The sequence below is a fragment of the uncultured Fibrobacter sp. genome (genome assembly GCF_947166265.1).
Taxonomy (GTDB): domain Bacteria; phylum Fibrobacterota; class Fibrobacteria; order Fibrobacterales; family Fibrobacteraceae; genus Fibrobacter.
In genome coordinates this window covers 253,897-276,712 of sequence record NZ_CAMVDO010000001.1, presented here as the reverse complement: position 1 = coordinate 276,712, position 22,816 = coordinate 253,897, and the positions used below count along the sequence as shown (strand labels likewise).

Below are 22,816 nucleotides of genomic sequence, written 5' to 3'. Positions count from 1 at the left end.
GACCTTACACATCCAGGTCGTTCAGGACCTTGTAGGCGTTCGTTTCGATAAACTTGCGGCGCGGTTCCACGTCTTCGCCCATGAGCATGCTGAAGATCTGGTCGGCGGCCACGGCGTCTTCTACGTAGCACTGCTTCAAGAAACGCTTGGTGGGGTCCATGGTCGTTTCGGAAAGCTGTTCCGGCGACATTTCGCCAAGACCTTTGAATCGGCTTACGGTCACGTTCTTCTTGTCTTCGAGCTTCGCCATGGCTTCGTCCTTGTCGTTCTCGTCGAACAGGTAGGTTTCCTTGGTGCCGACCTTGAGCTTGAACAGGGGCGGCATGGCGAGGAACACGTGACCTTCGTCGATGAGCGGACGCATGTAGCGGAAGAAGAAGGTGAGGAGCAAGGTCTGGATATGGGAGCCGTCCACATCAGCATCGGTCATGATGACGATCTTGTTGTAGCGGAGCTTTTCGAGCTTGCATTCGGTGCCGAGACCGCAACCGATGGCATTCACCAGGTTCTGGATTTCTTCGGTGTCGAGCACGCGGTGGAGGCTCGCCTTTTCCACGTTCAGAATCTTACCACGCAGCGGGAGAATTGCCTGGAACTCGCGGTTACGGCCCATCTTTGCAGAACCACCTGCAGAGTCACCTTCCACGATGAACAGTTCGCATTCCTTGGGGTCGCGGCTGGAGCAGTCGGCGAGCTTGCCCGGAAGTCCGCCGCTTTCGAGAACGTTCTTGCGGCGGGCGAGGCTGCGTGCCTTGTGGGCCGCTTCGCGGGCTACGGCGGCGTTATAAACCTTGTCGAGAATCGTCTTGACTGCTGCCGGATTTTCCTGGAAGTACTCGTCGAGCTTCGCACCGAATGCAGAGGCGACATAGCTTGCGATTTCGGAGTTGCCGAGCTTGCGCTTGGTCTGGCCTTCGAACTGCGGCTGCGAGACCTTGATGGCGATGACAGCGGTCAAACCTTCGCGGATATCGTCGGAGGTAATCTGGATGTCCTTCTTGCCCTTGGGCATTTCCTGCGCGAACTTGCTGATGACGCGGGTGAGGGCGGTCTTGAAGCCAGTCACGTGCGTACCGCCGTCGTAGGTGTTCACGTTGTTCACAAAACTGAAGAAGTTTTCCTGGTAGCCGTCGTTGTACCACATGGCGACTTCGAGCGGATACTGTCCGTCGGGGAGCACCAGGTGGATCGGTTCCTGGAACAGCGGGGTGCGGTGTTCGTCCACGAAACGCACGAATTCCGAAACGCCACCGGGGTAGCAGAAGGTTTCGCTGTGCTTTTCTTCGGTGCGTTCGTCGGTAAGCGTCAGACGGAGCCCGCTCATGAGGAAGGCGAGTTCGCGGAAACGCGTGGCGAGCGTGTCGTACACGTAGACGGTTTCGCTGAAAATCGTATCGTCGGGGTAGAATTCGACAGAAGTACCGGTCGTACCGTCGCTTTCGCCGAGGTCCACCTGCGGGCCGCACGGAACGCCACGGGCAAATTCCTGCTGCACGACGCGGCCATTGCGGCGCACGGTAACAACCAGCTTGTTCGAAAGTGCGTTCACGCAGCTCACGCCCACGCCGTGGAGACCTGCAGAAACCTTGTAGGAGCTGTTGTTGAACTTACCGCCGGCATGCAACTTGGTCATCACGACCTGGATGGTGCCCACCTTTTCCTTGGGGTGGATGTCGGTCGGAATGCCACGACCGTTGTCGGTTACGCGGATGCCGTTACCCGGCAAAATGGAAATTTCGATATGGGAGCAGAATCCGGCCAAGGCTTCGTCCACGGAGTTGTCGACCACTTCCCAAACCAGGTGGTGGAGACCGCGGATGTCGGTCGAGCCGATGTACATGGCCGGGCGCACGCGCACCGCTTCGAGGCCTTCCAAAACGGTAATACTGGAACCGCTGTAGTCCTCTTCGGCCTTTTTCATTTCTTCAGTTTCTTCTGCCATTTTTTACCTTGTTTTCTTCTTCTAAAACTATGTGCCGGAACCGTGCCGCGCTGCCTTTTTTAGACAAAAAGGATATTCTTGACGGAGGGCTTTCCGAGCAATAAATTACACTTGTCAATAATAGCTTTTTTCTGCAAGAAAAGTTCCTGTTTCCACGCGGAACTGTCGCACTTTAGCGTCAAAATATTGCGCTCGAATTTAACGATTTGAACATGCGGTTTTATGAGCGCTCCCACGATGTTTTCAAACCCTTCGGAAAGCTTTTCCAGGGCCATTTCGTCGGTGATGTGCGCCTTGTCCAGGACCATCTGCAAAAGAACGCTGATGTCTTCTGGATCCTTGCCGCAAACAGGCTTTTTTCTGCGATTGAACATAGTTTTTTAATTCGGAATTCAGATTCAGAATTAGGAATTACAGCAGCAACAATTTGGAAAGAACGAATCCGCCGATAAGGATGCTTGTCATGCCGGCGACAACGGTGGCCTTGGTGTTCTTGCCGACGCCTTCGGCGCCACTGTGCGTGGTAAAGCCAAAGAAACAGGCGTAGCTTGCAATAAAGTAACCGTAGAGGGTCGCCTTGATTAGGCCCACGACCAAGTCCCAGTCGCGGTAGAACATGCGTACACCGTAAAAGAAAACGGAGAAAGATACGTCCTTGTACAGGTGCGCCACTTCGTAGCCGCCCACGATGCCGATAAAGATGCTGATAATCGTAAGCGTCGGGAGCATGATGACCGTTGCAATCAGGCGCGGCGCGAGCAAAAATTTATAGGGACTTAAACCTAATACTTTGTATGCATCGAGCTGCTCGGTCACGGCCATGGTGCCAAGTTCCGAACACATGGAGGCCCCGATGCGGCCCGCAAGCACCATCGCGGTAAGGATCGGGCAGAGCTCCACCATCACCGACTTGCCGACTGCCATGCCCACAAACATGAGCGGAATGATGTCTGCAAACTGGTACGCCAGCTGCCATGCCATGATGGCGCCGGTCGCTAGGGACGCTGCCACCACCACGGGGATACTCGTGAGGCCCACGTGCTGCATCTGTTCGACGGTGGTGTGAAAGTTGCTGAACGCACCCGGAATGCTCTTGAAAAGCATCCATACGAACCTGAAATAGTTCACCACCGTACGCAGAAACTTCCGGATAAACTTACCCAGACTTTCTGCAATTCTGTTCATCAAGTTAATCAAGGAAAGTCCTACTTCTTCTTGGAGGGCTTTTTCGCCGGAGCGCTGATCGCCTTCTTATAGAGGTTCATGTCGCTCAGGTACTTGATAGCCTCGTTCAGCTGCTTGTCCTGCTTCAAGGAGAACGCGGTGCTGACGGAGTCGTTGATAAATGCGGTCAAGAGTTCGCGCTTGATGCCGTCCTTGATATACTGCTTGTTTTCTTCGAACTGGGCGTTGCGGTTGTTTTCGAGTGCAGAGCGCATGTCGGCGATGCGCTGGGCAAGCGTGGAATCGCTCACGGTCTTTGCACTGTCGCCCATGTAGTTCTGTTCGCGGATAATGCTCTTTTCAAGCTGGTCCACTCCGACGAGCGCGTTGCTTTTCACCTTGGTAAAGTTCGTGTCCTTCATGCAGAAGTCGCGGAACTGCGTAAACAGGCTGTCGGGGACTTCCCAGTTGGCGTCCATCTTGACGCCCGCCTTTTCGAGGTCGGGGCGAATCTTGACGGCGAACTTGAAGTACATCGCCATGCGTTCCTGAACCTGCACCACCCAAGGCATCGGGGCGAGTTCCACTTCGACGTCGGGGGTGATTCCGCCACCGCCGAACATCATGCGTCCGTTGTTGGTGTAGAAGGTATCCACCTTGGCGGTGTCCTTCTTTGTGGAGTCGGCCTTTTCTGCACCGTCTTCGTCGGCGTATTCTTCTTCCAAAAGCTTAAGGCCCTTGATGCCGTTTTCGGGCTTGTTGATGCAACGTCCGAAGGGCAGGTAGTAGAAGGCCGTGGTGAGCTTGAGGGCGTTTCCTTGGTTATCGAGCGGGAAAATCGTCTGCACGGAGCCCTTACCGAAGGAGGTCTTACCGATAATCAAGGCACGGTCCCAGTCCTGGAGGGCGCCCGAAACAATTTCGGCGGCGCTGGCGGAACCCTGGTTCAAAAGGACGACCATCGGCACGTCAGGCTTCACGATGCCGTTCTTACGGGCGTGGCTTTCGGTTTTTTGGGTGCGGCCGCGCGTACTCACGATGACGTTCCCCTGCTTCAGGAACAGTTCGCTGATTTCAATGGCCTGGTTCAGGAGTCCACCCGGGTTGTAGCGCATGTCGAGGATAATCTTCTTCATGCCCTGCTTCTGCAGGCTCCGGAGTGCGTTTTCCACGTCGCTCGTGGTCTTGTCGCTAAAGGTGGCGAGCTTGATGTAGCCGATATCCTTGGAAACCATGCCGTAATAGGGCACGGCGTGCACGATGATTTCGGCGCGGGTGATGGTGAAGTCCATCAGGTCGGGAACCCCTTCGCGTTCAATGGAGACGGTCACGTCGGTGCCGATTTTACCGCGGAGCTTGTTCACCGCTTCGTCGAGGGTGAGTCCCTTGGTGTCCTTGCCATCGATTTTGCGGATGCGGTCGCCTGCGCGGATGCCGAGGCGGAATGCCGGAGTGCCGGACAAGGGCGAAATCACGGTCAGAATGTTGTCGCGGAGGCTAATAGTAATGCCTACGCCGCCGAACTTTCCTTCCATCGAGACTTTCAGGCTTTCGTAGTCCTTGGGGGAGAAAACCGCTGTGTGCGGGTCCAGGATGTTGCGGATGCCGTTCAGGGCTGCATCGGTGAGCTCGGTCGGGTCCACGTCTTCCACGTACTTGCGGTTGACTTCGGAAAGCACCTTGTTCAGGCGCGAGACTTCGTTGTAGAAGTCGCCCGGAGCGTCCTTCTTGTCTTTAGCCGCAAAAGGGCTTGTCGTAAGGCACAGGGCCGAAAGTCCTGCTACAAAAAGAGTGCGAAAGTTCAGCATGTTGAAATTCATGGCTTAAAAATACAATTTCATTTATTCGGTGAATGCCTAAAAACGGAAAAAACCGGCCCAAAGGCCGGTTTTTAATATAAGGAGAGAGAGAAAAAAAGTCAAAACTAGGCGGCGTCATTCAAAACGCGGGCGAGCTGTTCGTTTCTGAGCTTTTCGAGCGCAGAATCCTTGAGCTGGCGGGTGCGTTCCTTGGAGAGGCCTACCATCGGGGCGATTTCCTTCAGGTTCAGGTCGGAATCCATCTTGAAGCCGAAATAGAGCTGGATGATTTCCTTTTCCTGTTCGGAGAGGCTGTTGTTCATCGCCTTGTCAAAAAGCTTGTTGCGGTTGTGCTGTTCGGCGAGTTCGTCGGTGCGGAATTCCGCCGCAGCAATGGTGTCGCCAAGCGTCATGTCGCCGTCTTCGTTTACGGGGGTATCGAGGGAGGTGGACTTGTTGCCCATCATCAGGATTTTCTCGATATCGTCGGCTTTGTACTTGGAAACGCCTTCGAGGCTTTTCGGGTCAAGCATAAGGCCTCCGCCTACGACCTGGTGCATCTGGCCGCCCTTCTTGGCAAAGCGGCGGAGCACGAGTTCCTTTTCGGCGCTGATGCGAACCAGGCGACCGCGTTCGGCGATAGCGCGGGTGATGTTCTGGCGAACCCACCATACGGCATAGCTGATAAACTTGATTTTCTGGTTCTGGTCAAAGCGGCGTGCGGCTTCGATGAGGCCCATGTTGCCTTCGTTGATGAGCTCGTTCACGTCGAGGCCCTGACCCTTGTAAAGGTTTGCGATATTCACCACAAAGCGGAGGTTGCTCTTGACGAGCAGATCCATGGCTTCGCGGCTGCCTTCACGCACTTTCTGCAGAAGGACTTTTTCTTGTTCCTTGGTAAGCAGCGGATATTTAGAAATATCGTTCAGATACTGGAAATAAACATCCCTGTCATCACGAACGTGCATATTCTTTGTCATATTTACCTCGTTGCTTGTTGTTTTGTTTACGTTTGTAAATCTACCTCCATTTTGATTTTGAAGTGTCATAGATTACTCTTTAGTTTGCAAAAGTATTTTATGAATTTCGTCAAAGAAAAAGGCACTTTTGTCACGTTTTTGTCATAAAGGGCTGAAATTTGCCCAAATAAGGGCTATTTTTACGTTCAAAGAGACCAAATCATGACAAAAGACGAAAAAAATGTATCGGTTCAGGCGGAAAAATGCGGGGAATCCGTGCTGGAATCCATAAAAAGGTTTTTCAGAAACCAGAGAAACTGGCTCGCCGAACTGCAAGAAGCCCAGTTTGACCGTGGTGAACGCGAATTGGTGGCGCTCCTCAAGGACGAAAGCATCAAGTATTACCCGGTCCCGACATATGCCGTGGCGTTTTTGGCGTGGCTTTTTGTGCTGCTGTTCCCGCTTATCTTGATTCTGGACCCGACCGCACCCTTGTCAAACGACTTTGACATCTGGAACATGATTGGCTATTATGTGCCGCTTCTTGCGACCATGATTATCTTCTTTGTGAATCTGCGCCTGCTTGTTCCGAAGTTCTTTTTCCGAAAGAAGTATTTTTCGTATTTTGCTTGCAATTCCGTTCTCCTTGCCATTTCGCTTACCTGCAGAGAGTTCGCCGTATTTTTAATGCTACGCAACCCGAACGAATCTTTGGTGGATTTCTTTGCGACCTACTGCTTTAGAAATGTCCGCGAACATTTTTCGATTTGGACCCCGATAACGTTCTTTATTATCTTGGCGCTCGGCTGCCTCATATGCATTGCGATCGTCTTTGTGTGGCGTTCGCTGATTAGAGAATTTATATTGCGTGAAAAGCGTCGTACCGAGATGGCGTATGAACTCACCTTCTTGAAACAGCAACTGAGTCCGCACTTTTTGTTCAATACCTTGAACAACATCACAAGCCTGATTCGCCTGGACCCGGATCTTGCCGAAAAGAGCATGACGGAACTTTCGCAGTTGCTTCGCATGATGCTCTACCAGACGGCGGACCAGTACATTTCGGTGAAAGAGGATGTCGAAATTCTTGGAAAGTATGCGGACTTGGAAAAGCTGAGACTCGATGAAAATTTTGACTTGAAATTTGATGTCCGTCTGGAAAATCCGCAGACGAAGGTGGTGCCGCTCGTGATGATGCCCTTGATGGAAAACGCGATGAAGCATTGCGTGAATCCGGACGGTAAGAGCTTTGCGCATATCTTGATCGAACAGAAGAATGATGAACTTTATTTCCGCGCCGAAAACAGCAATTTCCCGCGGAAGAGTAAATCCAATTCGAGTGGCCTTGGGCTTGCGACGTTCCGAAAGAGATTGGAGTTGATGTATAAGGACCGCTATACCTACACGACGAAAATCGAAGACGGAGTATATATAAGCGAACTGATGGTAAAACTGGAAAAATGAAAAATTAAAAATGAGGTGTAAGGTCCCTGAGCCTGCCGAAGGGCCGGAGTGGTGACGTAAACAAGGAAGGAAAATTTTTTCAAAAATTTTAGCCGAACCTCTTTACAAGGAATTTTTCTTTAACTATAATTCCGAGCGGAGCAAAATAATTTATAGATACACCTGAATGCCAAGGGTGTATCTTTTTTTGTTTTGAACTCTATTGATATATGGCTTGATAGATTCGCATACCGGTGAGTGCCGATATGCATTGATTACATCTTAAATAAATGGAGGTCCTATGAAAAATAGGATGTCAAGGTGCGCAGCCTTGATTGGGACCGTATTGTCTCTTTCGAGTTTTGCGCAAGTGTGTCAAGAAGTCTCGCTGTATAAAGATGGCGAAGCCGGAAAAATGGAAACCGCAGAAATGACGTTTCCGGAAGCGCCGGAATGGAGCGCCAATTGGGGCGAAATGGAGGCGCTGACCCCGCCCTACATTCGCTTGTCTGGAGAAAAGGAAAGGGCGGGGGACTGGACGGGCGCTTTGTCGCTTTCTGGTTTGCCTGCGACCGTCCAGGGCGGAAACGTTTCGCTGAAGGCTCGCGTGTCAGAGAAAGCCCGTATGGGAGTTTGGCTTGTCGGTGATTTCGGTACGAGTGCCGTCAAGTTCTATGATCTTGAGGCGAACAAGACGTATTCGCTTTCGGCACCTGTTTCTGAACTCGTGGGCACAAAAAAGGTGGTTGTGCAAAATGTGGGCGTAGGACTTTTCGACGTCCCGGCACATCAGCATACGACCTTGCTTGTAGACGACATCTCGTTGAGCTGTACCCTGGCCGGTGAAAATCTCCAGGATGTCTTTGCAGAAGAACTGGATTACCCATTCGAAAGCGTTGACCCCATGAAGGCAAAGCGCAATGGAAAATTCGCTACGGAAACGTTCCCGAAAACGACTGCTGCCTACGGGGATTCTGTCCGCGCCAAAATGAAGGATTCAACGCAGATGGACTTTGTCTTGAATCTGGAAGAATTCGAGCAGATTTCGGCCTATGTGGAATCGACGGAACTTTCGGCACAGGAATCCATGGACGGGTGGTTCCGCTGCATGTACTATGTGGAGCGCGCAAGGCTACGCGATAGCGTTATCGCAAATCCGAAAGCCCTGTTTTACGAAGCGTCTACGTTTGCTGCTAGCACGGATAATCGCGCGATGCCCTTGCTCCTTGGAAACGTGGATTATGCCTATAGGGCCAAGGTGGATACTTCTTTCAGCAAAAAGGAACTGCTCAATACGCGTGTTCTGATTGTGGGCCTCCCGTCTTCTTGGGTGAAGGGCGCCTCGTTCACTTTGTACTATGACCCCTACTTTGTCAGTACCAACCGAAAGAAATTGCCTAAGGTGGAAATTTATACCGGCAACAGATGGACGGTGCTGAAGGCGAATTCCTCGCTGGAAATTGTTTTTGAATCGGCGGGTGTCCAGCGAATTCCGGTGCGTCTGACGGAAGGGGGACTTGTCGTAAACCAGAATCTTTTCGTGGAGGTAAGGTAATGATGAGAAGGTTTATTCTTTTGGTCTTGGCGATTGCCGCGTTGTCTTTTGCGGGAAAGTACGATTACTTTTTCCAGAAAGACGCCCTTGGTGAACTTTGTCTGGGGTATACATCTACGAGTAAGAATAAAGTGGATGCGGAAGGGTACGCCTGTAAGTTGAAACGTTATAAGGACAATGTCCGAATACGTGTGGTGGATCCGGTTGCCGATAAGTTCGTAAAGTCGGGAAAGGCGCTGACTAGGCCTTTCTTTATCTTGGACGGAATCTACTTGAGTCCCGAAGGGAAACGGACACTCTCTGATTTGGAAGACGAGGCGAACCGCCTGGGAATTATGGATGTCCTGGTGGAACTAGGGTACACTCCCGTACTTGTCCAGTTTGCAGAAACGGTGGTGAAGCCGTTGAAGCAGAATGCCCAGCTGTTTGCCAAGTTGCTGAAATTCCTGAATTCCAACACCAGTATAGGCTTTGTGAATAAGCTCGAAGACGGTATGGTTGTGATGGGCATTAGCCAGGGCGGAATCCTTGGCCGCTACGGGGCATACCTCTATGACAAAAAACGAAACACGAAAAAGGATGCGCCTATCCGTTTGTATGCTTCGTTAGATTCTCCGCATCAGGGGGCCATTTTACCGCTTTCCCTGTACTATACGATTGATTTCTGGGCGGGCCCGGGAGGATCTTCTGCGGCGGAGGCTTTCAAGGACTTGATCGATGGCCCCGGTGCAAGCGAACTGCTGCTGTACGATTCGAAATCTGCTTGTGATGCCCTTTCGAATTGCACGACGGATCGCTTTGTAAACACGTCCGACAAAAGGTTCCTATTTGGCGAATACCGTGAAGCCGCTGCATATAAGGGCTTTCCTTCGGTTCTTGTGGCGCAGGGGCAGTTGAAGGGTAAGTCCCCTAAACACTCCAATACCTATTTCACACTGAAACGGAGTGCAAAGAAGGCGGGTGTCCTTATGGGACAAGCCGTGAGTGAAATGTATTCGCCGACAAGTTCGGAAAAGAAACTTGCCTTGAATAGCGTTTATGAAAGATTAGACCGCGATTCAAAAAGTGAAAAGAAGGGGGCTGCAAAGTTCGACTTTATTCAGGGCAGTACGTATCCCTTTGCAGAAACCCTGTACAATAGCCTGCGTGCGGGATTTATGGAGGCGATGCCGAAGAATATGAAAATTAAGATTCTTGGTGCGCATTTTTCTTTGTCGACAGGCTGGAACAAGGACACCCTGATTCAAAAAAACAGCACCTTTATTCCGACGGGAAGTGCGATGGATCTGCTGTGCGATGGGGAACTTTCGATGAGGACGGATTGCGCATTTTCGCAGACGTCCAAGAGTTTCCCCTTTACAAAACCCGGTACCAGAAGCTCGGCCAATGCGGTGTATGCCGTGGACCCGACTCATCCGCGTTATAATGAATCCATTAGCGGGCGTCACATCGAATTGCCCGCAAAGAAAACGTCAAAGGGCGATTCCTCTATTGTCAACGGTTTCCGCGTGGATATGTGGCGCATTCTGTGCGAACTTGCAAACCGTGATTATGACTCCAAGAGCAAGGCTTTCCGCAACGAAAATCTTGCGGGCTCGTTTACGGCAGGGGCCAATTGCATGGACCAGTCCAAGATTCCGCTTATCCTAAAGAAAAGTACGAATATGCGAAAGAACTACCTTGCCTACAGCAAGTATGACTATACAGACAAGAAACCCGATAGCGATAACTGGTATAGTTTTGACGTTCCTGCGGGCTGGCACAAGGTGGCTCTGTATGACGATGGCGGAGATATTCCGGACAATAGCTCGTTCGAGGTGGATATCCGGGTGGATAAGGCCAAGGGAAAATGGCTGAAGGCGGAACTCCTGCTTTCCAAGAACAAGAATGGAAGCGGTCAGGTGCAGCTGCATGAAATTGATATTCCGCTGGACGGGACTAAGTTCGTGGCGCGCTGGCAGCTCCCTGCCCACAAGGAAGACCTTTCTTCGTACCGTTGGTTCCGTCTGGCGTTGAATTCGGACGGAGCGATGGTTTCGGTCAAGGATCCGAGGCTTGTACGTACTCTGGTGAAAGAAAAGCTGCCTAAGGAAAAAGTCTCGAAGAAAATTTACCCGAACCAGAATTACGAGATGTACCCCTGGAGCGCGAATACGAAAATTTCAACGTATTCGGATGCGCTTGGAAATGGATTCAAGGCCAGTTTCAAGTCGGTTAGCCAGGGAATGCATTTTGATTTTGGCGGCATGAAGAGCCTGAACGGCTATACGGCCCTGAAGGTGGTCTATTGGCCGGGAACCTGCCAGAACACGGCGATATACTTTGATTCGTTTGCGGAAAGTAATTATTCGCTTAAAAAGGGCAAGGCGTCTGGAAACTTTGAAAGCAAGGATATTCCGCTCTCCAAAATAGTGGACGTTTCCTGGACTCCGGAAAACAAGTTTGCCGCATACAGGCTTGCTTTCCACAGCAAGTCGGCCGGTGAGACGTGTATCGTCAAGTCAATTTCGCTACATTAAGCTAAATTTACAAAAGGGCGCCGGAGTTTTTTGTTGAAAATCCGGTGCCTTTTTATAGGAGAAATTATGTTGAAAAAATTATTCGGTGTCGCGATAACGATTGGACTTTCGTTTTCGCTAATGGGATGCTTTGAACCCTCTGCGCGTTCTATGGGAGCGACCTTGATGCCTGCTCCGTTGCAGCATAAGGCTGATAAACAGGATTCTTCGTCGATGACGGTGGCGGCAACCGGTTTTTACGGTGCTACGGATGACAAGTACAATGTTAAGGATTTGAGTGCCTATGGCGGAAGCCTTGACTTTACTTATCGTGTCGGCCGTTCGCCCTTTTTTGTGAATGTTGGATTCGGCGGTTTCGGCGGCTCGCTCAAGTTCGGTTGCGACGCTGACTATGACTGCTCCAAACAGTACCGCGATGATGATACGGAATATTGGCTGGGTGGCGCAAGGAGCTACCGCGAATGGCTTGAAACCAAGGATGGCAAGAGCGAATACTCGTTCATGAATTTCCAGGAACGCGTCCTTGCTGGCGTTGACTTCAATCCCGCTTTTCTGATTCTCGGTGTGGCCGGTGGACTTCAGATGTTCCAGGGAAGTTCGGATTACGACGACAAGCGTGATGAACTCGATGAGGCTCTGGTAGTTGACGATGTCGACGGCAAGTCGGGAACCGGTTTTGTCATGGCGTACTGGCTCGGTTTCCGCTTTGGGCCTGCCGGTCACTGGGGCAACGTCGTCATGGAATACGATATCTTGCACAAGAGTTCCATAGAAGATTGGACGACCTCGCTCAAGTTTACGTACACGCATCCGATGACGGGAATCTTTGTCGGTATGGGTTACAACGACCTGATCGAAATGACCTTGTACGCGGGTAAGCGTTTCGACTTCTAACAAAGTCTTCGCTGATTAGAATAAAATAAAAAGGGCTGCGCTTTAACGCAGTCCTTTTTGCTGTAAAAGCATGTCGCGGCAAAGCCGCGACAGTCGCAATTACTTGAGGGTCTGAACCTGCACGTCCCAGCTCTGGTTGCCAAGAGCGATACGGTAAGTGCTTGCGGCACCGGCCTTCATGTTCTTGGTGTCCACTGCCGGAGCAGCGTTCGGGTCCTTCTTGGGAACGCCAATGTGGCGGTTGCCCTTGAGGAATTCGATACCCTTGTTGCCAGCCTTCGTCTGGAGGCAGCCCGTGATGAAGATGGTTTCGTCGGTAACCGGCAGACCATTTTCTTCGAGGAGGGCCTTGGCCTTCGGAATGCCCGGTTCGAGGATTTCTTCTGCGCACTGGACGCCCGGATAGGCTTCCTTGAACGGCTTCATGTTGAACTGGTCGGCAGCGATCTTCACGAGTTCCGGATCCGGTTCGCAAGGAGTCTTGCCCTGGTAGCCGAGGAGCATCTTGCCGTAGCCTTCGGTCATCTTGAACCAAGTACCGCGACCGGCAGCCTGGTTCAGGGTGTTCATGTAAGCCTGCTGGAAGTAGAACTGAGAAACCGGCGTCACGGAAGAAGCAAAGCCACCGCGGCGGACGCATTCACTCATGTTCTCGATAACCTTCGGGAACAGGTGGAAGGTCTTGGTTTCACGCATCATGAGGGTGTTGGCGGTAAGAGCGCCACCCGGCATGGGGCTGAAGATCACGTCGGTCGTAATCTGACGTGCTTCAGGCGGGAAGTTGTAGTCCTTGAGGCATTCAACGGCGACGTTGTTTGCTTCCATGAGTTCCGGAATGTGATCGTCGACGATGCTGTCTTCACCGAGGGCGAGCTTGTATTCCGTACCCTTGAGGGCGTGGAACATGGAGAAGAGGTCGGGCTGAGCCGTACCGCCAGAAAGCGGCTTGCGGCCGAGGTCGACGCCATCAGCGCCACCTTCGATAGCGGCCTTGTACTGGGCCACACCGGTACCGCAGGTGTCATGGCTGTGGATGCGGAGTTCGACCTTGTCACCGAGGAGCTTACGAGCGCGCTTGAACGTTTCGTAAACCTTGGTCGGGTTCGTGGTACCGGAAGCGTCCTTGAAGCAGACGGAGGCGAACGGAACACCGGCGTCCAAAATGTTGCGGAGGATGCGTTCGTAGAATTCCGGGTTGTGGGCGGCGTTGAGGTCGCATCCCGGAGGAAGTTCCATCATGGTCACGACGACTTCGTGTTCCAGACCGGCGTCGGTGATGCACTTGCCGGAGTAGATGAGGTTGTTCACGTCGTTGAGGGCGTCGAAGTTACGGATGCGGGTCATGCCGTGCTTCTTGAACATGTCGGCATGGAGCTTGATCATGTCGCGCGGCTGCGGAGCGAGGGCCACCACGTTGATACCGCGGGCGAGGGTCTGCAGGCGGATGTTCGGGCCTACAACGCGGCGGAATTCGTCCATCATGTCGAATGCGTCTTCGCCGCAGTTCTGGTACAGGGCCTGGAAACGGGCGCCGCCACCAGCTTCAAAGTGGGTGATGCCGGCCTTGACGGCTGCTTCGACTGCGGGCATAAAGTCCTTGGCGAAGACACGAGCACCGAAAATAGACTGGAAACCATCGCGGAACGAGGTATCCTGGAACTTGATCTTTTTCATAGTGTTTTCCTGTGGGATAAATCCCTTGTTTTTACTGTACAATAAAATACGGGCGTAAAGATAGAAAAATGGGGCGGAAACTGAGGCTAGGAAATGGGAATATGAGGGGGATGTAGGGCTATTTTTCTTTTTGCCTTTAGCTATGCACTTCCTAAATGTGCTTGAAAAATGGATGTTTATACGCTTTTTGGTCTTACTTTTTGTTGTTTCTGACATTTTTTAGTCGTAGTTTTTGTACTCTATAACATTTTATGTTATATTTGTTGCTATGAGAAGGTATGCACTCAAGGATTTTTATCAATGGAAGGATTCCCCGAACCGTAAACCGTTGATTCTGAAGGGGGCAAGGCAGGTTGGTAAGACCTGGCTTATGCTGGAGTTTGCTAAACAGGCGTTCAAGAACTTTGTTTATGTGAACTTCGAGGATGACTCTCGGCTCGGAGCCATTTTCGATACGGATTTTGACATAGACCGTATTCTTTTTGCCTTGCGGACAGCTACCAAAAAGTCTATTGACGAGAACACCCTGATTCTCTTTGATGAAATTCAGGCCGCACCTCGGGCTCTCACCAGTTTGAAGTATTTCTACGAGAAGGCTCCTCAGTATCCGGTGATTGCAGCGGGCTCTTTACTGGGATTATCCGTTCACGAGGGTGTGTCGTTCCCTGTGGGCAAGGTTGACTTTCTGGAAATTTTGCCTATGAACTTCCATGAGTTCTTAGAAGCGACGGATAACACGAACTACGTGGAACTTCTGAATAGCGGGGATTATGGAACCATAGATGTCTTTTCGGACAAGTTGATTGACTTGTTGAAATTGTATTATGTCGTGGGGGGGATGCCCGAGGCTGTCCAGAGTTTTGCAAACGACAGGGATTTGTCGGCTGTCCGCAGAATCCAGAAGAATATCCTGAATTCCTACGACAGCGATTTTTCTAAGCACGTTCCCAATTCCGAAGTTCCGCGAATACGCATGGTGTGGAATTCCATTCCGGCTCAGCTTTCCAAGGAAAACAAAAAGTTTATTTACGGTATGTTGAAGGAAGGTGCGCGCGCGAAGACTTTTGAGGTCGCCCTGGAATGGTTAAAAGATTCTGGTTTAATTTCGAAGGTTCACCGCGTCAAGAAACCGTCCTTGCCATTGGTCGCCTACGAGGATTTTGCGGCATTCAAGGTGTTCATAACAGATGTCGGGTTGCTTTGTGCCATGGCTAATGTGGATGTCGATATCATCTTGAACGGCTCGCAGATTTTTGAGGAGTTCAAGGGGGCGCTCACCGAACAGTTTGTCTTTCAGCAACTGAAGGCAAAACGCAATATGCAGATTTTCTACTGGTCGGCAGAAAACTCCAGTGGGGAACTTGATTTTGTTGTTCAGGATGAGGAAAAGATTTATCCTATCGAGGTCAAGGCGGAAGAAAACGTCCAGGCGAAGAGCCTGCGTTTCTTTGTGCAGAAGAATCCCGGACTTAAGGGCATTCGTTTTAGTATGCAGAAATTCCGCGATCAGGAATGGATGGAAAACAGGCCTCTTTATACGGTGTAGTTGAAGCCCCCATAACCCTAATTTTCAAAACAGAAAATCCGAGATTTGACAGACAGAGTCTGTCAAATTGCGGGATTGTTCTAGTGCCGAAGGTTTTGTTTGAATTTTTTAGTAATGCGGTCTTTGTGTGCCTGCTTTTCTTCTTCAGAAAGCATTGTACATGGCAATAATTTTTTGCACCATTCATCAATTGTTTCTACACTATAAAAAATTTGTTCGGCTTGCATTTTCTTGAGCAATTCTATTTCTAAGTTGCAAATTTCGTGAATGCTCGTAAGTGATTTGTTTTCTGGGATATATTTTAATTTTGATTTGTTTCCAAAAACAATCATGCTGAATGCGCGGAACTGGTATTTATTTTGATTTAAAAAGACACATAAACAGTCTATATGTCGTTTGTTTTGTAAGATAGGATTAGGTATAGGGCTTTTTTCTCCATTAGTCTTGTAGCGTTGCCATTGAGGGTGTTTTTCATCGCCGTAGACAGATCCTGATAAATTCTTGCTTTCAAAAACATAGATGCCTGTTTCATGCAAAAGCAGAACATCAATTTCTGAATATCCGTCAATTGTTGGAACATAGACATTTCTTAAAATTTTATAATGTCGCTTGTCAAATTGACATGCAGCCCATACGGCTCTACTTACGGCATCCTCTCCCAACTTACCAACCATTTCTGCCGCGGTGGGAATGGTACCGACAACATCTTCATAAGTTGCTGGATGAACGCTTAATTGTTCTTTGGTAAATGGGGAGGGTTCTTGTTTTGAAGAACTGCTAGAGAAACTTTGCGCTTTATGAGTGAATTTTGGGGGCTCTGATATTTTAGGGTATGTCGGTTCAACATCTTCAGGAAATTCTTCAGTTTGGGTTGCGTTGAAAACGATTGCTGCTACTACGATAATTAATACTAGAACGATACCACCGACAATAAAAGCGGTGCTGTGTGCTTTGATGAAGTTGACAGCGATGGAACCAAGCCAAAGACAAATGAGAATTGCCATGACGGTTAGGCATCCAACACAGCTGTTGTTATCGTCGTTTCTTCTTGAACGACGTCTCCTTCTGCGACGGGGCTTTGTTGCTCCGTCAATCGCTGCAAAAATAAAAGCGATAATAAGTGCTATGCCGAAGATTGTTCCCAAAATCTATTTGCTTTCCTGAATTACAATTTTGCCGGAACCACTTTCTTTGATGACGATGCCGGGTGCATCGCCGTTTTGTATTGCTTTGGCACGGTTTTTACTTACGTAATTATATGAACCACGAATGTTCTGTACACCTCGAGTGGGTGTGAATTCAAATTCGCCATTTTGCTTTCGAAATTCAAAACCTGTTCTGCCATACCATTGTAAAGCTGGAAAAAGCTCAGTAGATTTCCATTCGCTCCATTCGCGGCCGACTTTACGTGTACGGAAGGAGTTGCCTTCAATCCAAAGAGTTCCTTTGATTTCTATACCGTTTAGTCGGTCGGCTTGGGAATAGATATTCTTTTGAGTATAATCAATACGGCATTTATCGATTTCGTATTCAATATCGGCATCGCGGGTTAATTCAAAATAATAGCACCGCTTGTTTTTTACAGAAATTTTATCGCCATACACTTTGTCAAGGGTCTTGGCTAGGGTTACACCATGTTTGTCCTTGACCTGCAATAAAAAAGGGTGATATTGCAAATCGTAGCCGAACGTTGCGCTAACAATAAAGAATAATATGATGATAGGAAGTTTCATATTCAAGTTTGTGTTTTAGTTGAAAAGGAAATCCCCACCTTGGTGGCCATGCGCACTAAGCGCTAAAGGGCTAAGTGCTGTCCGCCTGACCAGGTCGGGGAAAACATTGTGGACTATTCTTCTTGTTCCCAACTTAAAATGGGAAAGCCGCTGTTCAAGCCGCTGTCGTAAACGAAATCTTCGCCGAGGAGTTCTGCAAAGTCTGAGGATTTCATTTCTTTGGAGGTTTTGGGTGTAGCGACTCCTCCACCGTTGTTAAGGCCGAATGGCTCTTGTTTGCCTTGTTTAAGGTAATAGTAGTCTGCCATGGTGGTGTTGTAGTTGTAGCCAATCATCAAGCCGACTAAAGAATCTCCGTCGACTTTGCCTGTGCTATAGGCTGCGCTGGTGACGCCTTCTTGGTTATATCCCATGATTCCGCCGACATTCTGAGATCCTGAAATATTGCCTGTGTTGTAAAGAGATGTATTTGTTGAAAAATCAGCATTTCCAAATAAACCACCGACGTAATTTATTCCTGTAATCGGTGCTGTATTGCTAATGAAATTAGATTGCCCTCCGAAAGATCCTGCAATTCCTCCAACAAAAGAGGAGCCTTCTACAATACCTTCGTTTTTAGCGTTTGATAGCTTCCCGCATTTTCCAGAAAACGTTGATCCTATGCCGTGATGGCCGCAATATCCTGCAATTCCTCCAGTATTAGTTTTTCCAATGATGTTTCCGTAATTAACTAAATGAGTAGCATCAATTGTTGTTGAATAGGCTCCGCCCCAGATTCCCCCGGTATATTTTTCACCTTCAACAATTCCGTTGTTTTCTGCGTGTGTTAATCTGATTCTATTGATGTGTCCTAGAACCCCTCCAACGTCAGTTTTTCCCTTGATTACTCCGAAATTATATAAGCTGTCTACTGTATTTATGTTACCGTAGGAATCGTCTGATGATCCTGCAACTCCTCCAACAGGTCCGGTTGCGCTAGAAACACTTGCTCTATTTGTGAGTGTTTTCAGGACGCCGACATTGTAGCCGATAACACCTCCAGTATATTTACCTCCGTAAATCCAAGCGTTGTTTAGAGTCAAATTTTGAATTGTTCCGCTGCTGTTTCCGAACAAACCGTTATGTGAACTTGTCGTGTTGATGAACATTCCACTGACGGTGTGGCCGTCGCCATCGAAGGTTCCGGTAAAGGCGACGCTTGAATTGCCGATAGGAGTCCATTTGTGGAGTTTAGTGGAGTCCGCAACGAGTGCACCCTTTTCATCGATAATCTTACCATCGTTCAAGATTATATCTGCACCGAGCTTATAGTATTTGCCTTTGTATTCCTTGTCGTTTGACCCGACAACAAAAGAAAGGTATGCAAGTTGTTCAGCTGTTAAAATGATATAAGGACTGAGCTTTGTTCCGCTTCCGCAAGCAAATGCTTTTGCTGTTGTACCATCCCAAGGCTTGCCAGAATCGCCAAGGCATTCTTCTTCGGAATCTTCTGCAGAACTGCTGGATTTGTCTTTTTTGGATGTGCTGCTGGAACTGAGTTTTTTGTTGGATATGATTTCTTCGGGGATGAAGTCTTCTTCTGAAGAAACTGTGCTAGAACAGGCTCCCAAAAGAGCCGTGCAACCAAATACCACGATATATTTCGTAAAACTCATAGTAGACCTCTTGATAGGAATATAGCTTAAAATTTTTAAAAAAGGGATACTTGCTTTTTTTGCTGGGTTTGAAAAGGTGATTCCTGCCTTTGCGGAAATGATAATTTAAGTAGGTGGTGCAAGCTGGGCGTTACGGGTGTGGCGTTTGAGCACCCGTTAGAAGGGGTAGAGAGCAACGAAGTGCGAGCGAGGGGGAGACTTCCCCCTTCAAAAAAATTTAGAAAACACTTGACATCCTCCCTTTTGGATATTATATTTATTAGTGAACAAATGTTCTAGTGCTCAAAATTTCAAACACTGCGGTTTTACGCTTGTCCGCAGGGAGGTGACGATGAAGAAGATTGTCTTTGACAATAACAGTATTTCCTTTATGCAAAGGAACCAAGACGATTATATCAGCCTGACAGACATGGCAAAACACAAGAACGCAGAATCAACGGGTCTAGTCATTTCACATTGGCTTAGTACACGCTATGCGATCGAATTCCTGGGAATATGGGAGCAGGTTAATAACCCCGATTTTAATGTTACGGAATTCAGTAACATTAGATTCAATGCCGGTAGCAATGGTTATGTCCTTTCCGCCAAGCAATGGATTGAACGGACAAATGCAATCGGACTTATATCGAGTGCAGGTCGTTATGGTGGAACATACGCCCATAGGGATATCGCATTTGAATTTGGTTCTTGGCTAAGCCCCAAATTTAAGTATTACCTCATTCGCGAATACCAGCGACTCAAAGAAGCTGAGCAAGCGAAAATCGGTTGGTCCGTGCGACGGGAACTTTCTAAAATCAACTATCACATCCATACGGATGCCATCAAGCAGAATTTGATTCCGGCAACACTTACAAAACAACAGATGAATATGGTTTATGCTAATGAAGCCGATGTTTTGAATGTTGCTTTATTCGGGTTTACCGCTAAGGAATGGCGTGATGCACACGCCGATTTGCAGGGCAATGTTCGCGACTATGCAACGGTAAACCAGCTGATTTGCCTTTCGAATATGGAGTCACTGAATTCTATACTGATCAAAGAAGGCTTGCCGCAGCCAGAACGGTTGCTAAAATTGAACCAAATTGCGATTTCTCAGATGACCGTGCTGGAATCCATCGGAGAGAACAAGCTGCTGAAATAAGAAAGGCGTTGCCCTTAACAAAGAACTGCTAAATCACTTCACAGTTAGGCGCCCTTCGGGCTTGGTGTAGCGTTCGGGTATTTTTCCCTTTAGTTCGCCTTGCAGGTAATCCGCGACAATTTCCACAAGCGTAAGCCCTGCGTCGTCAACGATGTTGCTGTCGCTAAACATGGAATATCCATCTCCAGCGTTTTGAAGGAGGTAATCTACGGATGCCACGAGATATTCCGCTGCGGTGTCGAGCGGAATGTACTTTCCGTTTTTTTCAACTTGTACATCGACGACCTTGCGCTTTCCGGAGACACTCTTGAAATTGCCTGCTGAATCTCGTTCTATGCTTGTTTCTGTGGATCCGTCTACAACGATCTTGAGGCCGGACGTTTGCAGGAAACTTCCTGTTTCCAGTTCTTTTGAAATTACCTGGTTGCCATTCACATCGGATTTTACCATACGGTAGGCATGTTCCAGTGCATCGAGGAGGATTGCTCCCTTGATGCGTGCCATTACAATCATGTTTTCAAAGGGGGAGATTTCCAGGAGGTTCCTATAAGTGACATTTCCCTTTGGAATGTTCGCTCGCACGTTTCCGCCATTGACAATGGCGATATCCGACTTCATGCGTTTTCTGAAGGCATCTGTCATCAAGTTGCCGATTCCATTTTCTGTGACGCGTGCAAGGCTGACGGAATTTGAGTCGGATGCCAGAATGGTTGCCGGGCTTTGGGCGACTACTTTGTTTAAAATGTCTTCGAATTCCTTGTTCAACTTTTCGATACTGGCAGAAACTTTGGAATTCTTTTTGGAGTAATCGTTTATCAGTTTGGTGCAAACTGCTCCGTTTTTAGAAACGACCATTTGGCCGATGTTTGCAAGCTTTGTGCCGGTAGATGCGAGTAAGACCACTTTTTCTTGGGCATCCCAAACGGTATCTTGCGGAATGACGCTGTGCGAATGTCCGTCTAGAACGACGTCGACGCCCGTGAGTCCGTGAATCACGTCGATGGACCTGAAAGGTTTCGAACCATTGGCTATACCCAAGTGCGCGAGCAGTATGACGAAATCGGCGCCGTCCCTTTTTACTTGATCCACGTTTTTCTGGATGACTTCGACTAAGCGCTGGTTGTCTTTGCCTCCGTATAAATCGTAAACTTTCTTGCCGTCTTCTATGAATGACTTGGGATTCGAAGTGGTGTAGGTGTCGGGTGTTATCGCGCCAACAAAGCCTATTTTGATGGTATTGCCATCGACCGAAACCTCGATGATTTTGTAGGGCTTCACTTGTTCGAAAAGATTTTTTCCTGTGCCCGTATAGGCAAAATTGGCGACGATAAAAGCGGTCTTCGAAGAATCCAGAAGTTCCGCCAGGCGATTCATGCCGTAGTCGAACTCGTGATTTCCAAAAGTTGCCACGTCATAGCCGACTTCGTTCATCAGCTGGATTAAGAATCCGCCTTTCGAAAGGGCTCCCCAGTAGTTTCCTTGGATGATGTCCCCTGCATCGGCAAGGATCACGTTTTCGGTGAGGTTCTTGATGGAATCCCTGTATGCCGCAAGACTTGCGTAGCCAATGTTTTCGTCTATGCCGCAGTGGACGTCGTTCGTAAACAGCACGACGATATCGCTTTTGCCGCTTACGTTGCACTCTTTGTTTGCGACAAATGTTTTCGGATTGTTGTTTTTAGAAAATTTCTCGCTATCGGTGGTGCGACCGTCGTTGGAACAGGCCCCCAAAAGGAATGCGGACAAAAACAGGGGGATACTTACGGTTGTAAGCTTTTGTAGGGCTGATTTTTTCATGGAAAAATCCTTCTTCATTTTGGAGGATGCCGTATCGGATAATTTCTTTTGCAAAGATAAATTTTTGGCGTAGCTCTGTTTTGCTATATTAGGGGTATGAGTTTGATTAATACCATTGTCGTTGCCGGGGGAACCCATGGTAACGAACGGACGGGCGTGCGCTTGGTCCAGAAATGGATGGAACACCCCGAATGTTACAGTTCGCTTTGTAGCGCCGAGGTCGATTTGGTGCTTTCGAACCCCGAGGCGGTGCGCTTGAACCGTCGGTATCGAGATTTCGACTTGAACCGCGCTTTTTCGCAGACTTGCCTGGATGTGACGGAGACTCCGCAGCAGTACGAGTTCCGCCGTGCGAAGGAATTGGATGCGCTTTATGGCCCGAAGGGGGCCTCCACCAAGACGGACTTGCTGCTGGACGTGCACAATACAGGCTCGAATATGGGCAATTGCCTGATTCTTTCGGCGCGTGACCCGTTTACGATGCGTGCCTCGGCGGTGCTGACGCAGGAATTTGACGATGCGTGGATTTATTACCAGCCCGAAGAACGCTCTGCTTCGCCCTACTTTGGAACGGTGGCGAAGGCGGATGTGTGTATCGAGATTGGACCGCAACAGCACGGAACGCTGGATGCCGCGATTTTTGAGGAAACGGAACGCCTGGTGAAGCGCTATCTGGAGCTTGCCGAAGAATGGAACCGCGGCGAATTGCAGAAAAGGGCGCCAATTAAGGTGGATGTTTACACGCAGTTCAAGGATTTGGGCTACCCGAAGCCGCAGGGCGGTGGCGCGATTCAGGCGATGATCCACCCGGAATTGCTGGGTAAGGATTACCGCGAACTCAAGAGTGGCGACAAGTTGTTCCGCACTTTTGATGGCAAGGATATTCTGTACGAAGGCGAGAGCCCGGTGTACCCGATTTTTATTAGCGAACCGGCTTATTACGAGAAGGACATTGCGATGAGCCTTACGGTAAAAAGCGTCGAGGAATGGTAGCG

At 49.2% G+C, this 22,816-nt stretch carries 17 protein-coding genes; 7 read left to right on the top strand and 10 right to left on the bottom strand.

Going from position 1 to position 22,816, the window contains the following annotated elements; all coding sequences use genetic code 11:
• Nucleotides 1–4: 4 nt before the first annotated feature.
• The 5 genes from gyrB to Q0W37_RS01070 all read right to left on the bottom strand — a co-directional run bounded on the left by gyrB (nt 5) and on the right by Q0W37_RS01070 (nt 5,885).
• A complete protein-coding gene (gene gyrB / locus Q0W37_RS01090; protein WP_367186218.1) occupies nt 5–1,921 on the bottom strand; it encodes a DNA topoisomerase (ATP-hydrolyzing) subunit B in 1,917 nt (638 codons plus the stop codon).
• 80 nt (nt 1,922–2,001) lie between these two features.
• The gene (locus Q0W37_RS01085) at nt 2,002–2,316 is read right to left on the bottom strand and encodes a DUF721 domain-containing protein (RefSeq protein WP_297697931.1); all 315 of its coding nucleotides are present in this window, start codon (nt 2,314–2,316) and stop codon (nt 2,002–2,004) included.
• A 37-nt stretch (nt 2,317–2,353) separates the two neighbouring features.
• Nucleotides 2,354–3,127, bottom strand: a complete 774-nt coding sequence (locus Q0W37_RS01080; protein ID WP_297697929.1) for an ABC transporter permease — start codon at nt 3,125–3,127, stop codon at nt 2,354–2,356.
• A gap of 20 nt (nt 3,128–3,147) precedes the next feature.
• Entirely contained in the window at nt 3,148–4,914 is a 1,767-nt protein-coding gene (locus Q0W37_RS01075; RefSeq protein ID WP_297697927.1) for a S41 family peptidase, read from the bottom strand.
• 116 nt (nt 4,915–5,030) lie between these two features.
• Nucleotides 5,031–5,885 carry a sigma-70 family RNA polymerase sigma factor gene (locus tag Q0W37_RS01070; protein WP_297697925.1) on the bottom strand — a complete coding sequence of 285 codons (855 nt, stop codon included), beginning with the start codon at nt 5,883–5,885 and terminating at the stop codon, nt 5,031–5,033.
• A gap of 201 nt (nt 5,886–6,086) precedes the next feature.
• Here Q0W37_RS01070 and Q0W37_RS01065 point away from each other — a divergent pair, with 201 nt between their 5' ends.
• From Q0W37_RS01065 to Q0W37_RS01050, 4 genes are all read left to right on the top strand, one after another.
• Nucleotides 6,087–7,328 (top strand): sensor histidine kinase, encoded by a 1,242-nt coding sequence (locus Q0W37_RS01065; RefSeq protein ID WP_297697923.1) that lies wholly within the window; start codon nt 6,087–6,089, stop codon nt 7,326–7,328.
• A gap of 280 nt (nt 7,329–7,608) precedes the next feature.
• Nucleotides 7,609–8,862, top strand: coding sequence for a hypothetical protein (locus Q0W37_RS01060; RefSeq protein ID WP_297697921.1), 1,254 nt, complete (start codon nt 7,609–7,611; stop codon nt 8,860–8,862).
• The gene (locus Q0W37_RS01055) at nt 8,862–11,381 is read left to right on the top strand and encodes a hypothetical protein (protein WP_297697920.1); all 2,520 of its coding nucleotides are present in this window, start codon (nt 8,862–8,864) and stop codon (nt 11,379–11,381) included. Before Q0W37_RS01060 ends, Q0W37_RS01055 begins: the two co-directional genes overlap by 1 nt.
• 66 nt (nt 11,382–11,447) lie before the next feature.
• Nucleotides 11,448–12,275: a hypothetical protein gene (locus tag Q0W37_RS01050; RefSeq protein WP_297697919.1), complete on the top strand. Its 828-nt coding sequence runs from the start codon at nt 11,448–11,450 to the stop codon at nt 12,273–12,275.
• Between the two features lie 99 nt (nt 12,276–12,374).
• On the opposite strand, the gene Q0W37_RS01045 is transcribed toward Q0W37_RS01050, so the two are convergent.
• The gene (locus tag Q0W37_RS01045; RefSeq protein ID WP_072976800.1) at nt 12,375–13,949 is read right to left on the bottom strand and encodes a biotin attachment protein; all 1,575 of its coding nucleotides are present in this window, start codon (nt 13,947–13,949) and stop codon (nt 12,375–12,377) included.
• 268 nt (nt 13,950–14,217) lie between these two features.
• Here Q0W37_RS01045 and Q0W37_RS01040 point away from each other — a divergent pair, with 268 nt between their 5' ends.
• Nucleotides 14,218–15,495 (top strand): AAA family ATPase, encoded by a 1,278-nt coding sequence (locus Q0W37_RS01040; RefSeq protein WP_297697918.1) that lies wholly within the window; start codon nt 14,218–14,220, stop codon nt 15,493–15,495.
• Between the two features lie 80 nt (nt 15,496–15,575).
• Here the strand turns inward: Q0W37_RS01040 and Q0W37_RS01035 are convergent, their stop codons facing one another.
• From Q0W37_RS01035 to Q0W37_RS01025, 3 genes are all read right to left on the bottom strand, one after another.
• Nucleotides 15,576–16,640, bottom strand: a complete 1,065-nt coding sequence (locus Q0W37_RS01035; RefSeq protein ID WP_297697917.1) for a nuclease-related domain-containing protein — start codon at nt 16,638–16,640, stop codon at nt 15,576–15,578.
• A 3-nt stretch (nt 16,641–16,643) separates the two neighbouring features.
• On the bottom strand, nt 16,644–17,228 hold the full coding sequence (locus tag Q0W37_RS01030) for a hypothetical protein (protein ID WP_297697916.1): 585 nt from the start codon (nt 17,226–17,228) through the stop codon (nt 16,644–16,646).
• A 113-nt stretch (nt 17,229–17,341) separates the two neighbouring features.
• Nucleotides 17,342–18,883: a hypothetical protein gene (locus Q0W37_RS01025; RefSeq protein WP_297697914.1), complete on the bottom strand. Its 1,542-nt coding sequence runs from the start codon at nt 18,881–18,883 to the stop codon at nt 17,342–17,344.
• Nucleotides 18,884–19,214: 331 nt separating this feature from the next.
• On the opposite strand from Q0W37_RS01025, the gene Q0W37_RS01020 reads away from it, so the two are divergent.
• Entirely contained in the window at nt 19,215–20,024 is an 810-nt protein-coding gene (locus Q0W37_RS01020; RefSeq protein WP_297697912.1) for a KilA-N domain-containing protein, read from the top strand.
• A 33-nt stretch (nt 20,025–20,057) separates the two neighbouring features.
• Here Q0W37_RS01020 and Q0W37_RS01015 read toward each other — a convergent pair whose 3' ends face one another.
• Entirely contained in the window at nt 20,058–21,821 is a 1,764-nt protein-coding gene (locus tag Q0W37_RS01015; protein WP_297697910.1) for a bifunctional UDP-sugar hydrolase/5'-nucleotidase, read from the bottom strand.
• 96 nt (nt 21,822–21,917) lie between these two features.
• On the opposite strand from Q0W37_RS01015, the gene Q0W37_RS01010 reads away from it, so the two are divergent.
• The gene (locus tag Q0W37_RS01010) at nt 21,918–22,814 is read left to right on the top strand and encodes an aspartoacylase (protein WP_297697908.1); all 897 of its coding nucleotides are present in this window, start codon (nt 21,918–21,920) and stop codon (nt 22,812–22,814) included.
• The last annotated feature ends 2 nt before the right edge of the window (nt 22,815–22,816 follow it).

What these genes read in the sequence shown, in the direction of transcription:
- Q0W37_RS01030 (WP_297697916.1), bottom strand. Translation starts at nt 17,228, where the DNA reads ATGAAACTTCCTATCATCATATTATTCTTTATTGTTAGCGCAACGTTC.
- Q0W37_RS01020 (WP_297697912.1), top strand. Translation starts at nt 19,215, where the DNA reads ATGAAGAAGATTGTCTTTGACAATAACAGTATTTCCTTTATGCAAAGG.
- Q0W37_RS01025 (WP_297697914.1), bottom strand. Translation starts at nt 18,883, where the DNA reads ATGAGTTTTACGAAATATATCGTGGTATTTGGTTGCACGGCTCTTTTG.
- Q0W37_RS01085 (WP_297697931.1), bottom strand. Translation starts at nt 2,316, where the DNA reads ATGTTCAATCGCAGAAAAAAGCCTGTTTGCGGCAAGGATCCAGAAGAC.
- Q0W37_RS01040 (WP_297697918.1), top strand. Translation starts at nt 14,218, where the DNA reads ATGAGAAGGTATGCACTCAAGGATTTTTATCAATGGAAGGATTCCCCG.
- Q0W37_RS01080 (WP_297697929.1), bottom strand. Translation starts at nt 3,127, where the DNA reads ATGAACAGAATTGCAGAAAGTCTGGGTAAGTTTATCCGGAAGTTTCTG.
- Q0W37_RS01045 (WP_072976800.1), bottom strand. Translation starts at nt 13,949, where the DNA reads ATGAAAAAGATCAAGTTCCAGGATACCTCGTTCCGCGATGGTTTCCAG.
- Q0W37_RS01055 (WP_297697920.1), top strand. Translation starts at nt 8,862, where the DNA reads ATGATGAGAAGGTTTATTCTTTTGGTCTTGGCGATTGCCGCGTTGTCT.
- Q0W37_RS01075 (WP_297697927.1), bottom strand. Translation starts at nt 4,914, where the DNA reads ATGCTGAACTTTCGCACTCTTTTTGTAGCAGGACTTTCGGCCCTGTGC.
- Q0W37_RS01070 (WP_297697925.1), bottom strand. Translation starts at nt 5,885, where the DNA reads ATGACAAAGAATATGCACGTTCGTGATGACAGGGATGTTTATTTCCAG.
- Q0W37_RS01065 (WP_297697923.1), top strand. Translation starts at nt 6,087, where the DNA reads ATGACAAAAGACGAAAAAAATGTATCGGTTCAGGCGGAAAAATGCGGG.
- Q0W37_RS01050 (WP_297697919.1), top strand. Translation starts at nt 11,448, where the DNA reads ATGTTGAAAAAATTATTCGGTGTCGCGATAACGATTGGACTTTCGTTT.
- Q0W37_RS01010 (WP_297697908.1), top strand. Translation starts at nt 21,918, where the DNA reads ATGAGTTTGATTAATACCATTGTCGTTGCCGGGGGAACCCATGGTAAC.
- Q0W37_RS01015 (WP_297697910.1), bottom strand. Translation starts at nt 21,821, where the DNA reads ATGAAAAAATCAGCCCTACAAAAGCTTACAACCGTAAGTATCCCCCTG.
- Q0W37_RS01060 (WP_297697921.1), top strand. Translation starts at nt 7,609, where the DNA reads ATGAAAAATAGGATGTCAAGGTGCGCAGCCTTGATTGGGACCGTATTG.
- gyrB (WP_367186218.1), bottom strand. Translation starts at nt 1,921, where the DNA reads ATGAAAAAGGCCGAAGAGGACTACAGCGGTTCCAGTATTACCGTTTTG.